This is a genomic window from Stenotrophomonas maltophilia group sp. RNC7 (assembly GCF_030910085.1).
GTDB classification, from domain to species: domain Bacteria; phylum Pseudomonadota; class Gammaproteobacteria; order Xanthomonadales; family Xanthomonadaceae; genus Stenotrophomonas; species Stenotrophomonas sepilia.
In genome coordinates this window covers 1-13,517 of the sequence record NZ_JAVFVN010000880.1, presented here as the reverse complement: position 1 = coordinate 13,517, position 13,517 = coordinate 1, and the positions used below count along the sequence as shown (strand labels likewise).

The 13,517-nt window shown below is 66.9% G+C and carries 9 protein-coding genes and 1 riboswitch; of the genes, 6 read left to right on the top strand and 3 right to left on the bottom strand.

What is annotated here, in order from left to right; all coding sequences use genetic code 11:
* Window positions 1–2: 2 nt before the first annotated feature.
* Complete coding sequence (locus tag RCF13_RS21685) at window positions 3–2,084, bottom strand: catalase (protein ID WP_072168596.1); 2,082 nt, start codon at window positions 2,082–2,084, stop codon at window positions 3–5.
* A 110-nt stretch (window positions 2,085–2,194) separates the two neighbouring features.
* Between RCF13_RS21685 and RCF13_RS21680 the strand changes: the two genes are divergently transcribed.
* From RCF13_RS21680 to RCF13_RS21670, 3 genes are all read left to right on the top strand, one after another.
* Complete coding sequence (locus tag RCF13_RS21680) at window positions 2,195–2,917, top strand: AraC family transcriptional regulator (RefSeq protein ID WP_005418296.1); 723 nt, start codon at window positions 2,195–2,197, stop codon at window positions 2,915–2,917.
* An 82-nt stretch (window positions 2,918–2,999) separates the two neighbouring features.
* Window positions 3,000–4,367: an amino acid permease gene (locus RCF13_RS21675; RefSeq protein ID WP_061478840.1), complete on the top strand. Its 1,368-nt coding sequence runs from the start codon at window positions 3,000–3,002 to the stop codon at window positions 4,365–4,367.
* 186 nt (window positions 4,368–4,553) lie between these two features.
* On the top strand, window positions 4,554–4,964 hold the full coding sequence (locus RCF13_RS21670) for a VOC family protein (protein ID WP_005418291.1): 411 nt from the start codon (window positions 4,554–4,556) through the stop codon (window positions 4,962–4,964).
* Between the two features lie 92 nt (window positions 4,965–5,056).
* On the opposite strand, the gene gcvP is transcribed toward RCF13_RS21670, so the two are convergent.
* Window positions 5,057–7,924, bottom strand: coding sequence for an aminomethyl-transferring glycine dehydrogenase (gcvP, locus tag RCF13_RS21665; protein WP_134968518.1), 2,868 nt, complete (start codon window positions 7,922–7,924; stop codon window positions 5,057–5,059).
* Window positions 7,925–7,986: 62 nt separating this feature from the next.
* A riboswitch (glycine riboswitch) is annotated at window positions 7,987–8,089 on the bottom strand.
* Window positions 8,090–8,387: 298 nt separating this feature from the next.
* Between gcvP and RCF13_RS21660 the strand changes: the two genes are divergently transcribed.
* The 3 genes from RCF13_RS21660 (at window position 8,388) to RCF13_RS21650 (ending at window position 11,128) form a co-directional block, all read left to right on the top strand.
* Window positions 8,388–9,614, top strand: a complete 1,227-nt coding sequence (locus tag RCF13_RS21660; protein ID WP_134968517.1) for a multidrug effflux MFS transporter — start codon at window positions 8,388–8,390, stop codon at window positions 9,612–9,614.
* Window positions 9,615–9,755: 141 nt separating this feature from the next.
* Window positions 9,756–10,652: a siderophore-interacting protein gene (locus tag RCF13_RS21655; RefSeq protein WP_134968516.1), complete on the top strand. Its 897-nt coding sequence runs from the start codon at window positions 9,756–9,758 to the stop codon at window positions 10,650–10,652.
* 83 nt (window positions 10,653–10,735) lie between these two features.
* The gene (locus tag RCF13_RS21650) at window positions 10,736–11,128 is read left to right on the top strand and encodes a hypothetical protein (RefSeq protein ID WP_005418286.1); all 393 of its coding nucleotides are present in this window, start codon (window positions 10,736–10,738) and stop codon (window positions 11,126–11,128) included.
* A 127-nt stretch (window positions 11,129–11,255) separates the two neighbouring features.
* On the opposite strand, the gene RCF13_RS21645 is transcribed toward RCF13_RS21650, so the two are convergent.
* On the bottom strand, window positions 11,256–13,220 hold the full coding sequence (locus tag RCF13_RS21645; protein WP_231352244.1) for a M2 family metallopeptidase: 1,965 nt from the start codon (window positions 13,218–13,220) through the stop codon (window positions 11,256–11,258).
* Window positions 13,221–13,517: the final 297 nt, after the last annotated feature.

The window sequence follows — 13,517 nt, the reverse complement described above, 5'->3', positions numbered from 1 at the left end:
AGTCAGGCCAGCAGGCGCAGCTTCGGTTCACGCGCCCACTGGCGGGTGGCGGCCGCCGCCAGGAAGGCCTTGGCGTCTTCCGCTTCGACGATGCCGGCATCGTTTCCGACGCGCGCCGCCTTCAGCAGCGCCTGGCCGCCTGCGTCGCTGGCGATGGCCTTCAGGTGCGCCCACGCCTGGCTGACGAACTCGATGGCTGCACTCTCTTTCGACAAGGCCTTCGCGGCTTCCGGACTGAGCACCACGGCTACCGCATCGAACACAGCCGATGGCGTGCCCGCCAGTTGCCCATCCGCCGCCTGCATCGCCCCATCGCTCAGCGTGGCGCCGCCTACTTTGGGCGCGACCAGCTTCACGTCTGCACCCGCCTTCCGCGCCGCTTTGCTCAGGCTGGCCATCACGCGCGCGTCGGAGCCCTCATCAAACAGGATGCCGATGCTGCGCCCTTGCAGGGTGGGCTTGTTGCGCCCGATCACGCGCACCTCGGGAGCGGCAGGCATGTCCTGCGCCGGCGTGGCGGTCGGCGCGGGGTCGGGCAGTGCAGGCAGCGCGAGTCCATCGGCTACGCGCTGCGCCAGTGATTCGTCGATGTTGCGCAGGTGGCTGACGGTACGCACCCGCACCTTGAGTGTTTCCACCTTGGACAATTCGAACACGAGTGCCGATGCCAGATGCGCCTGTTCCGGCTTCTCAAGGCTACGGAAGAACATGCGGGCCTGGCTGTAGTGGTCGGCGAAGCTCTCCGCGCGGGTGCGGCCCTTGCGGCCATCGTCGGCGCTGGCGTGGCTGCGGAAACCTGCGGGCGTCTCGCGCGGCGAGTCCTCCTGCAGCGAGCTGGGATCATAGGCGACGCGGCCCTTGGGCACCTGCATCTGCATGTGGCCGTCGCGCTGGTGATTGGCGAATGGGCACTTCGGGGCATTCACCGGAATCTGGTGGAAGTTCGGGCCGCCAAGCCGCAGCAGCTGGGTGTCCAGGTAGGAGAACAGGCGGCCCTGCAGCAGCGGATCGTTGCTGAAGTCGATGCCCGGCGGCACGTTGGCCGGGCAGAACGCCACCTGCTCGGTCTCGGCGAAGAAGTTGTCGGGCCAGCGGTCCAGCACCATGCGCCCGATCACCTGCAGCGGTACCAGCGATTCAGGGATGATCTTGGTCGGATCCAGGTGATCGAACGGAAATGCGTCCGCTTCTTCTTCGGTGAACAGCTGCACCGCCAGTTCCCACTCGGGGAAGTCACCGCGCTGGATGGCCTCGAACAGGTCGCGGCGATGGAAGTCATTGTCAGCCGATTGCAGTTTCAACGCTTCGTCCCAGACCGTTGACTGGATGCCCAGCTTGGGTCGCCAGTGGAATTTGACGAACGTCGACTCGCCCGCCTCGTTCAGCAGGCGGAAGCTGTGCACCCCGAAGCCTTCGATCATGCGCAGCGAGCGCGGAATGGCGCGGTCGCTCATCGCCCACATGATCATGTGCATCGACTCGGGCATCAGCGAAATGAAGTCCCAGAAGGTGTCATGGGCCGAAGCCGCCTGCGGGAACGCACGGTCTGGTTCCATCTTCACCGCATGCACCAGGTCCGGGAATTTCATGGCGTCCTGAATGAAGAACACCGGGATGTTGTTGCCGACCAGATCCCAGTTGCCTTCCTTGGTATAGAACTTGACCGCGAAGCCGCGCACGTCGCGCGGAGTGTCCACCGACCCTGCGCCACCGGCCACGGTCGAGAAGCGGGTAAACACGGGCGTCTTCACGCCTACCTCGGTCAGGATGCGCGCCCGGGTGTGGGCGGCCAGAGACCGGGTCAACTCGAAGTAGCCATGTGCCGCGCTGCCACGTGCGTGCACGATGCGCTCGGGAATGCGTTCGTGATCGAAGTGGGTGATCTTCTCGCGAAGGATGAAGTCTTCCAGCAGCGTGGGTCCTCGAGGTCCCTGCCGCAGGGAGTTCTGGTTGTCTGCCACCGGGATGCCCTGATCGGTGGTCATCGCCGGGTGGCTGCCGCCGGCGCGCGGGTGCAGTTCATCGCCGTTGCCGCGGGGGTGGTTTTCGGTTGCGCGCTTGCCGGTCGGCTTGCTGGCGGCCATGGGGGGCTCCGGATCATCAAGGGAACCACGACACTGGAACCGAACCCGTTAAACCCAGGTCCGGCAAAGGTGAACGTACGGGCAAAAGCAGGCTCGGGTATGCTTGCCCCATGCGAGTCGAGCCCGCCGACATCGAAGCCCTGTTCGACGCCATCCCGGATGTGCTGTTCTTCATCAAGGACCGCCAGGGGCGGTATACCCACGTCAACCAGACCATGCTGCGACGGCTGGGCCTGCGCGCACGCAAGGACGTGATCGGGCGCACAGCGGCCGAGATCTACCCGACCGGCCTCAGCGCGGACTATGTCGACCAGGACGCCCGCGTGCTGTCCGGCGAGGTGATCGAGAACCTGATGGAGCTGCACCTGTTCGCCAACCGCGAACCGGGCTGGTGCCTGACCTGCAAGCGTCCGTTGCTGGTCGATGGCGCCATCGAGGGCCTGATCGGCATTTCCCGCGACCTGGGCCAGAAGGACAGCCTGGGCGCCCAGTACGAGCAGCTGCGGCTGGCGCTGGCCCACCTCAACGCGCACTACGCCGAGAACGTGCGCATGCAGACCCTGCTGGACATCACAGGCTTTTCGCTGTCCAAGCTGGAGCGCAGTTTCCGCAAGGTGTTCCAGATGACCCCGCAGCAGGTGCTGACCCGGCTGCGGATCCAGATGGCCATGCACCTGTTGCATGGCGACGACAGCATTGCCTGCATCGGCCAGGCCTGCGGTTTCAGCGACCAGAGCGCCTTCACCCGCAAGTTCAAGGCTGAAACCGGTTTCTCGCCGCGCGCCTATCGCGCCCGGATCGGCGGCAACGTCGGCGAGCCCGCACTGGCCTGAGCCCCCTGCTGCGCTGTGCCTATCCCCGCGGGCCTGGGACAGGGTAAGGTGTCGCCCCTGTAGCCCGCCGCCAGCCCCGCCGATGCCCAATTCGATTCCGACCGCTTCGCCGTCCCGCCTCGGACATTCGCTCAAGCCCCGCCAGCTGATCATGATGGGCCTGGGCAGTGCCATCGGCGCCGGCCTGTTCCTCGGCTCGGGCGTCGGTGTGCAGGCGGCCGGTCCGGCCGTTCTGGTCTCGTATCTGGTCGCTGGCGCGCTGGTGATCATCGTGATGAACGCACTGGGCGAGATGGCGGCGGCCAAACCGACCAGCGGCGCGTTCTCGGTGTACGCCGCCGATGCCATGGGCGCCACCGCTGGCGCCACGGTCGGCTGGTTGTGGTGGGTGCAGCTGGTGATCGTGATCGCCGCCGAGGCGGTGGGTGCGGCCGGGTTGCTTGCCACGGTCTGGCCGGTGGTGCCGGTGCCGATGGCTGCGTTGGCCTTCATGCTGTTCTTCACTGCGATCAACCTGCTCGGGGTGAAGAACTTCGGCGAGTTCGAATTCTGGTTCGCCATCCTGAAAGTGGCGGCGATCCTGGCCTTCATTGCCATCGGCGTGGCACTGCTGATGGGCTGGCTGCCGCAGGTCACCTCACCTGGCCTGAGCAACTTCACCGGACACGGCGGTTTCGCACCGAAGGGCCTGGCCGGGATCGGTGCGGCGCTGCTGGTTGTCGTTTTTGCCTTCGGTGGGACCGAAATCGTTGCCGTTGCGGCGGCCGAAACCGAAGATCCCGAACGCAGCATCGCCCGTGCCATCCGTACCGTGGCCTGGCGCATTCTGGTGTTCTACATCGGCTCGCTGAGCGTGATCATCGCCGTGGTGCCCTGGACCAGCGAAGCACTGAAGTCGCCCTTCGCCGCCGTGCTGGACATTGCGCGCATTCCGGGCGCCGGCACCGCCATCACCCTGATCGCGGTGATCGCGCTGCTGTCGGCACTCAATGCCAACCTCTACGGCGCCTCGCGCATGATGTATTCGCTGGCGCAGCGCCGCGAAGCGCCGGCCGTGCTGGGCTGGACCGATCCGCGGCAGGTGCCGGTCATCGCCGTGCTGGCCAGCGTGCTGTTCGGCTTTGCGGCCACGGTGATGGAACTGCTGTTCCCGGACCGGGTGCTGCCGGTGCTGCTGAACATCGTCGGTTCCACCTGCCTGCTGGTGTGGACGCTGTCGCTGGTTTCGCAGCTGGTACTGCGCCGCCGCGCCGATCGCCTGGGTACCCGGCTGCCGTTCCGCATGGCCGGTTTCCCGTGGCTGACCTGCTGCGCGCTGGCGATCCTGGCGCTGATCTTCGGCCTGCTGCTGAGCGAGGCTCACACCCGCCTGCAGTTCCTGTCGATGGTGGCGCTGACCGCCACCATCGCCGCCGGCAGCGCCATCGCCCGGCGCATGCGCGAGGCGTGACTGAAGCTGTAGAGCCGACCCTACGGTCGGCTGCGGTTGCTGTAGTTTCTGTAGAGCCGACCCTGTGGTCGGCTGCTGTTCGCGTAGTCGCCAGCCGAGCGCGGGCTCGGCTCTACAGCCGGCATACATCCGCCGTGCCATCCTGATCGTGTGGGCCGCCAGCGGCCCGTCGACCAGGAGTACCGCATGCTGCGCAGCCGTCCCTTCCTGATGTTCACCGGCCAGGCCGAGGCCGCGCTGGCCCTGTACGCCGAAGCCTTTGCCGATTTCCGCCTGCTGGCCCTGCAACGCCACCCCGAGGGGGCCGGCGCCGGCGTACCCGGACAGGTCCGCCAGGCCATCTTCCTGCTCGGTGGCACCCACTACCTGTGCTTCGACAGCCTGGATGTGCACGACTTCACCTTCAGCCCGTCGATCTCGCTGTTCGTCGAGTGCTCCGGTGCCGAGCAGTTCGAGCGTGCGGCACGCGTGCTGGGCGAGGGCGGCCATTGGTTGATGCCGGTGGGTGATTACGACTTCAGCAACCGCTATGGCTGGGTGCAGGACCGCTTCGGCGTATCGTGGCAGTTGAGCCTGGGACAGATGCCGGACCCGTGATCGGGTAATTGTGGGTGTGGACCTTGGTCCACACGCCCTCATGAAAACGGCCCGCGCAAGCGGGCCGTTTTCTTTATCGATGCAGTGAGGAATCAAGCCTCGACTTCATCATCCTTGTAGGCATCGACCGGGATGCAGGCGCACATCACGTTCTTGTCACCGTACACGTTGTCGACGCGTGCCACCGGCGGCCAGTACTTGCTCTGCTTCAGGCTGGCCAGCGGGAAGGCGGCCAGTTCGCGCGGGTACGCGTGGGTCCACTCGCTGGCGGTCACCGCGGTGGCGGTGTGCGGCGCGTTCTTCAGCGGGTTGTCCTCGCGGTCCAGGCGGCCGTCTTCGATCGCGCTGATTTCCTCTCGGATCTGGATCATCGCGTTGATGAAGCGATCCAGCTCGTGCAGCGACTCGCTCTCGGTCGGTTCGACCATCAGCGTGCCCGCGACCGGGAAGCTCAGGGTCGGGGCGTGGAAGCCGAAGTCGATCAGGCGCTTGGCGACGTCCTCGGCGCCGATGCCGCTGGTCTTCTCCAGCGGGCGCACGTCCAGGATGCATTCGTGCGCCACCAGGCCGTTGCGGCCGGTGTACAGGGTCTTGAAGTGCGGGGCCAGGCGCTTGGCGATGTAGTTGGCGTTGAGCTGCGCGACCTGGGTGGCCTTGCGCAGGCCTTCGCGGCCCATCATCGCGATGTACATCCAGCTGATCGGCAGGATCGAAGCGCTGCCGAAGCTGGCCGCACTGACCATGCCGACCGGGCCGTTTTCACCCAGCTTGCCCGGCAGGAACGGGGCCAGGTGCTCCTTGACCGCGCACGGGCCCACGCCCGGGCCACCACCGCCGTGCGGGATGCAGAAGGTCTTGTGCAGGTTCAGGTGCGAAACGTCCGAACCCCACTTGCCCGGCTTGGCCACGCCGACCAGGGCGTTCATGTTGGCGCCGTCGGTGTACACCTGGCCGCCGTGCTTGTGGATGATCTCGCAGATCTCGACCACCTCTTCCTCGAACACGCCGTGCGTGGACGGGTAGGTCATCATGATCGCGGCCAGGCGGTCGCTGTACTTCTCGGCGTTGAGGCGGATGTCCTCGACGTCGACGTTGCCGTTGGCATCGGTCTTGGTCACCACGACCTTCATGCCGCACATCTGCGCCGAGGCCGGGTTGGTGCCGTGCGCCGAGTCCGGGATCAGGCAGATGTCGCGGTGGCCTTCGCCGCGCGAGCGGTGGTAGGCGCGGATCGCCAGCAGGCCGGCGTACTCGCCCTGCGCGCCGGAGTTCGGCTGCAGGCTGACCGCGTCGTAGCCGGTGCATTCCACCAGCATCGCTTCCAGCGTATCGATCAGTTCCTTGTAACCCAGCGCCTGGTCGGCCGGCACCAGCGGGTGGATCTGCGAGAACTCCGGCCAGGTCACCGGGATCATCTCGGCGGTGGCGTTGAGCTTCATGGTGCACGAGCCCAGCGGGATCATCGTGCGGTCCATCGCCAGGTCCTTGTCGGCCAGCGAACGCAGGTAGCGCAGCAGTTCGTGCTCGCTGTGGTGGGTGTTGAACACCGGATGGGTCAGGAACGCCGACTGGCGCAGCAGGCCGGCCGGCAGTGCGTCGGCGGTGCTGGCATCCAGCGCATCGACGTCGGCCTGCGCGCCGAACACGGCGGCCAGCGCGACCACGTCGGCGCGGGTGGCGGTCTCGTCCAGGCTGATGCCGACCGAGTCGCTGTCGATCGCGCGCAGGTTGTAACCGGCGGCGCGTGCCTTGGCGTGGATCTCATCGGCATGCACGCCGGTGATGTGCAGGGTGTCGAAGAAGTCGCCACCGACCTGCACGCCGGCGTTGCGCAGTGCCGCAGCCAGGATCGAGGCCAGGCGGTGGGTGCGCCGGGCGATGCGGGTCAGGCCTTCCGGACCATGGTAGACCGCATACATCGAGGCCATCACCGCCAGCAGCACCTGTGCGGTACAGATGTTCGACGTCGCCTTCTCGCGGCGGATGTGCTGCTCGCGGGTCTGCAGGGTCAGGCGATAGGCCGGGTTGCCCTGGGCATCGATGGAGACACCGATCAGGCGGCCCGGCATCGAGCGCTTGTAGGCGTCACGGCAGGCCATGAACGCGGCGTGCGGGCCGCCGAAGCCGAACGGCACGCCGAAACGCTGGCTGTTGCCGACCACGATGTCCGCGCCCCATTCGCCCGGTGCGGCCAGCAGGGTCAGCGCCAGCAGGTCGGTGGCCACGGCCACCAGGCCGCCGCGTGCGTGCACGGCCTCGACCAGGGCCTTGTAGTCGCCGACCTGGCCGAAGGTGTCCGGGTACTGCAGCAGCAGGCCGAAGGCTTCCGCTTCCAGTGCTTCGGCGGGGGTGCCGACGCGCAGCACGATGCCCATCGGTTCTGCGCGGGTGCGCAGCAGTTCCAGGGTCTGCGGGTGCACGGCGTCGTGCACGAAGAAGGTGTCCGACTTCGACTTGGCCGAACGCTTGGCCAGGGTCATCGCTTCGGCGGCGGCGGTGGCTTCGTCCAGCAGCGAGGCGTTGGCGATCTCCATGCCGGTGAGGTCGGCGCACAGGGTCTGGAAGTTGATCAGCGCTTCCATGCGGCCCTGCGAGATCTCGGCCTGGTACGGGGTGTAGGCGGTGTACCAGGCCGGGTTTTCCAGGATGTTGCGCAGGATCACGTTCGGGGTATGGGTACCGTAGTAGCCCTGGCCGATGAAGCTGCGCAGCACGGTGTTCTTGTCGGCGATCGCGCGGATCTTCGCCAGTGCCTGCACTTCGGTCATCGACTCCGGCAGCGCCAGCGGTGCCGGCGACTTGATCTTGGCCGGCACGATGGCATCGGTCATCGCATCCAGCGACGCGTGGCCGACGACGTCGAGCATCTGCGCGATCTCGGCATCGTTGGGGCCGATGTGGCGCTCGACGAACGCATTGTGGTGCTCGAACTCACGCAGGGAAGGGGTGTTCTGGGACATGGCGAAGGATCCGTCAGGAAAGGGCACACGCACGGGCACAAGCCGCCGGTCGGCGGTCTGCGGGGCGCCCCTCTGTCCTTTTGCCTGAGAGTTTAAAAGCGCGGCGGACCGCAGCTTCGTGCCCCTTCGGCGCCGGATCGAACCGGTCTCTCCAGAGTTCTGTTACGGGTGGTATCGGGCCTGAGCGATTACGGGCGTTGCGCCTTCGGCAGCGGTGTTCCGCTTCTCCCACCGTGTTGCCGGCGGATTATAGCCCGTTGCGGGCCCGCTGGCCGCCTCCCGGCACGGCCCCGCGGCTGAATGGCCGATGGCCCGGACGTGCGTTTTGTGCATCGCTGCATGGCATCGGGCGCAATCCCCACCTATGATGGCCGGATACCCGAATTCATCTGGCGCCGTCCCTGCAGAAGGGGACCGGCGCCCGCCGTGCGTGCCACGCATGGCCCTGCCGGACGCCTTTCTCATGACCGCCGCTGTTGCTCCCTCCACCCGCCGCATGGCCCTGCTGCTTGCCGGCCTGGCCATGTTCGGCCCGTTCTCGATCGACACCATCTTCCCGGCCTTCCCGCAGCTGGCCCGGCGCCTGGCGGTGGACGAGGTGGCGGTGCAGCAGACCATCAGCGTCTACCTGCTGTTCTACGGCCTGATGAGCCTGGCGCACGGTCCGCTGTCCGACGCCTGGGGCCGCAAGCGGGTGATCCTCGGTGGCCTGGTGGTGTTCGTCGGCGCCTCGGTGGGCTGCGCGCTGTCCACCGACCTGACCACGCTGCTGGCGTTCCGTGCGCTGCAGGGCCTGTCGGCGGGTGTCGGCATGATCGTCGGCCGCGCGGTGATCCGCGACCTGTACCACGGCCACGATGCCCAGCGGCTGATGAGCCAGGTGTCGATGCTGTTCGGCATCGCTCCGGCCATCGCGCCGATCATCGGTGGCTGGATCCTGCTCAGTGGCGCGGGGTGGCCGCTGATCTTCTGGTTCCTGGTGGTGTTCGGGCTGGTCCTGCTGGCGGCCACTGCACGCTACCTGCCCGAGACCCATCCCGTCGAAGTGCGCGTGCCGTTGTCGCCGCGCGCGTTGATGCGCGATTACGTGCGCATCGGTTTCAACCCGCGCTTCCTGCGCCTGGCGCTGGCCGGCAGTATCGGTTTCGGCGGCATCTTCCTGTACATCGCCTCGGCGCCGGTGTTCGTGATGCAGCACCTGCACCTGGGCGAGGGCGGTTTCGCCTGGTTGTTCATCCCGACCATCGGCGGCATGACCACCGGCTCATTCCTGTCCGGGCGCATGGCCGGGCACACCACGCCCACCCGCCAGGTCTCCATTGGTTTCGGCCTGTGCGCATTGTCCGTGCTGTTGAACGTTGGCTACGTGGTGCTGTCGCCACAGTTCGTGCTGCCATGGGCAGTACTGCCGATCTTCCTGGGTGGCATGGGCATGGCGCTGATCTTCCCGATCCTGGCGCTGGCGGTGCTGGACATGTACCCGCATCAGCGCGGCCTGGCCTCGTCGCTGCAGGCCTTCGTGCAGCTGATGATCAGCACCGTGGTGGCCGGCGTGGTGTCACCACTGCTGAGCGGCAGCCCGCTGCACCTGGCACTGGGCCAGGCGGCGTTCTTCGGCGCCGGTTTCGTGTTCTGGTACTGGGAACACCAGCGCGAGCGCGCGGCGCGGGCAGCCTGCACGGGTCACTGAGCAGCGCGCAGGGGTAGGGTGGGCCGCGATGCCCGAAACACTTGCGGCAGGGAACGGCCGGACTAGGCTGGGCATTCCAGCCAGCCGGTGCGTGGGTGCACGACAGCCAGCCGACCCAATGTCGTTGCATGAGGTTTCGCCATGGCTGCGCAGCAGACCTACCGCCTGTTCGAGGTGGCGCTGAAGGAGCGCCGCGTTCTTTCCCCTTCCCTGGACCGCATGGTGTTCACCGGCGCCGACGTGGCGCGGATGAAGACCGAAGGCCCGGACCAGCGCATCAAGGTGTTCTTCCCCTTGCCCGGGCAGGACCTGCCACAGGTGCCCAGCGGCGAGGACTGGTACCCCCGCTACCGGGCGCTGCCGGACGATCAGCGCCCGCCGATGCGCACCTATACCATCCGCCAGCTGCGTGCAGAGCTGGGCGAAGTCGATGTTGATTTCGTGCTGCATGGCGAGACCGGGCCGGCCTCGCGCTGGGCCATCCACGCGCGACCGGGCGACCGCGTAGTGCTGCTGGCCCCCGATGCCGACTGTGCCGACAGCAGCGAAGGCTGGGAATGGAGGCCGCCGGCCGGCGTCGGCCAGGTGCTGCTGGTGGCCGATGAAACCGCGCTACCGGCGGTGGCTGGCATTCTTGAGGAACTGGCGGCCATGGTCGACCCACCGCGCACGCTGGCGCTGCTGGAGGTGGCGCAGGCCGGTGATGCGGTGCACCTGAAGGCGCCCTCCAGCGCCGAGCTGGTCTGGCTGCCGCGCGGGCAGGCCGCCTCCGGACAGCCGTTGCTGCAGGCGGTCCAGGCGCGGCTGGCAGCCGCCTCGGGCGTGGCTGCCGGCGATGCGCTGGAGGAGATCGACGTCGATACGCAGATCCTCTGGGAGCAGGCCGATACCCGTGTGGCCGGTCCGCTGTACGCCTGGGTGGCGGGTGAGGCGGGGGCGGTGATGGCGATCCGCCGCCACCTGGTGCGCGATTGCGGGCTGGACCGCCGCGCGATCACCTTCATGGGCTACTGGCGGCATGGCAAGGTGCTGGACTGACCGGACTGGATCGAGCACGCGTGAAGCAGCGCTGCGGGCGGGGTGCGCTATCCTTGCGCCCCCCTTCGCAGCGGTACCGCACCATGTCCACCAGCTCCAAGACCCGCCGCGACCAGCGCCGTCGCCAGGAAAAGCAGGCCGCCAACAAGGCCGCTGCCCAGGCCTCGCCGGTGGAGCCGCATGCCGAACTGCGCGACGCGCAGCGCACCCTGCTGGCCGGTGTCGTGCGCCGCGACGGCGAATGGGTGCTGGGCATGGACGGCCGCATCGCCGGCCACAGTGACTCCGCCGCACAGGTACTGGCGCTGATCATGCAGGCAGGTGAACTGCACGAGCGCAACGGCACGCCGGTGCGCCTGATGTACTCCGATGCGCTGCGCGACGCCGCGCATGCCGAAGCGAAAGAGAAGGGCCAGACCTTCGAGGAATTCAAGGCGGAACTGGCCGCGGCGATGGCGGCGAAGAAGGACAGCTGATCGCGCCGAATCTGTAGAGCCGAGCCGTGCTCGGCTTGCCGTGCGCAGCACGGTGGAAACGCAGCCGAGCATGGCTCGGCTCTACACCACGGAGAAGGGGCGGATCCTTGCGGACCCGCCCCTTTTCTCATTTCGCCGCCGGGGCTGCGTTGGCCTGCCAGCCACACATCTGGCCTTCGTTCTGCTGCTTCAGCCACTCGTTGACCGGAGTGAAGTACTCGATCATCGGGCCGGCATCGAGCTTGTCGGTGCCGGTCAGCTCCTTCAGCGTGGCCTGCCACGGCTGGCTGGCACCCTTGCTCAGCATCGCCCAGTATTTCTGGCCGGCTTCCTTGTTGCCGTAGAAGGTGCACTCGTGCAGCGGGCCCTTGTAGCCGGCCGCATCGCACAGGCCCTTGTAGAACTGGAACTGCAGGATGCGGGCCAGGAAGTAGCGGGTGTACGGGGTGTTGCCCGGCACGTGGTACTTCGCGCCCGGATCGAAGAATTCCTCGCCACGGGTGCTGGCCGGGGCCACGCCCTGGTACTTGGCCTTCAGGTCCCACCACGCTTTGTTGTAGTTGTCGGCGGTGATCGAACCATCGAACACGCCCCAGCGCCAGCGGTCGATCATCAGCCCGAACGGCAGGAACGACACGCCCGACAGCGCCATGCGCATCTGGTTGTTGATGACCGCTTCGCGGCTCTCGGTCGGTGCATCGACCAGGCCGATCGAGCTGAGGTACTTGGGCGTCATCGCCAGCACGATGGTGTCGCCGATTGCCTCATGGAAGCCATCGTTGGCACCGCCCTGGAACAGCGGCGGCAGCGGGTTGTAGGCCAGGTCATAATAGATATGGCCCAGCTCGTGGTAGATGGTGGTGAAGTTCTCTTCGTTCGGCTTGATGCACATCTTGGTGCGCACATCGCCTTCCATGTTCATGTCCCAGGCGCTGGCGTGGCAGACCACATCGCGGTCGTCGGGCTTGATGAACTGGGTGCGTTCCCAGTACGACTGCGGCAGCGACGGCATGCCCAGCGACACATAGAAGTCCTGTGCGCGTTCGGTCATCTGCTTGGCGGTACGCAGTTCGGCTTCGCGCTGCGCCTTGTACTGGGCCGCCACGTTGGCGTCCTTGCCGGCCTTGGCCAGCGCCGCGCTCAGGTTGGTCTGGTACTGCTTTTCCAGTGCAGCGGTGATGTCCAGGCTGCCGGCACCCGGGTACGGTTCCAGCTGGTCCCACAGGTTCGACCAGTCCTGCTGCCACATGTTGCCCAGCAGGTGCGCGGCAATCAGGCCGTTGCCCACTTCGGCCTTGTCCTTGCCGTAGGTCTTGTCCAGCTTGCCGCGTGCGTAGCAGTGCAGCTGCTCGTACATCGGCTTGACCTGTTCCCAGAGGCGGTCGGTTTCCGGGCCGATCTGTTCGGGCGGCATGTCATAGCCGCTGCGCCACATCTGGCCGGCATCGGCAAAGCCCATGCCCTTGGCGCCTTCGTTCACCAGGCCGACGAACTTCTGGTAGTCGCCGCGCATGCTCTTGGTGGTGCTGTGCCAGCCCTGCCAGGCGTCGAGCTGCTTGTCATAGTCGCGGCTGCGCGCCAGCACCTGTTCCAGCTCGCCCAGCTGGCGGCAGGAGTTCGGATCATTGGCATCGGTGCAGTACTTGCCGGCACCGTAGCTGCCTTCCATGCGCGTGGCGATCTGGGTCAGCTCGGCCAGCTTGGCCGGGTCGCGCGGTGCAGGCATCGAGGACATCAGCTTCAGCAGGTGGATCGCGCGCTTGCTGTCCTCGCTCATCGGCTTGCCGTCGAACTTGGCGGCCTGTTCGATCCAGCTGTTGAGCTGGGTCAGCGAACGCTCGTTGGCCTTGGCCGCAATGCGTTCCGAATCACCGTTGATGTAGGTGGAGGACAGCCACTGCGCCGAGGTCATCTCCGGGTAAGCGGCCTTGAATTCGGCATTGATGCGGGCCACGAACTGGTCGGCGGTTTCACCGGCCGGAGCGCTGCTGCTGGCGGTATCGGTGCCTGGGGCAGCTTCCTTCTTGCAGGCGGCCAGGGCCAGCGTGGCGGCGGCGATTGCCGAGGCCAGCAGGAGATGACGGTGTTTCACGGGCGGTCCTTGGGTGGTGAACGACGGCCGAAGGCTAGTGGGCCGTCGCTGCCACCGCAAGTGGCGGAAGTCGGCAGGGCTGCGCCCTGCACCCGCAGAGGCTTTCAAGCAAGGGCAAAGGCCGAAGCAGCAGCAACAGCGGACTATCCGTGGTTTGGCGGGGCGGTGTCGGAGTGCGGGGACGCCGCAAGTACGTCCGTGTAGGCTTGGCAGCCGCTTGCTCGTGTGCGCTTTCCTGCGCACACGGCAAGACCGGGGTTGGGCGTCCTGCCCAACCCGCCCGAGGCATGCCTCGGG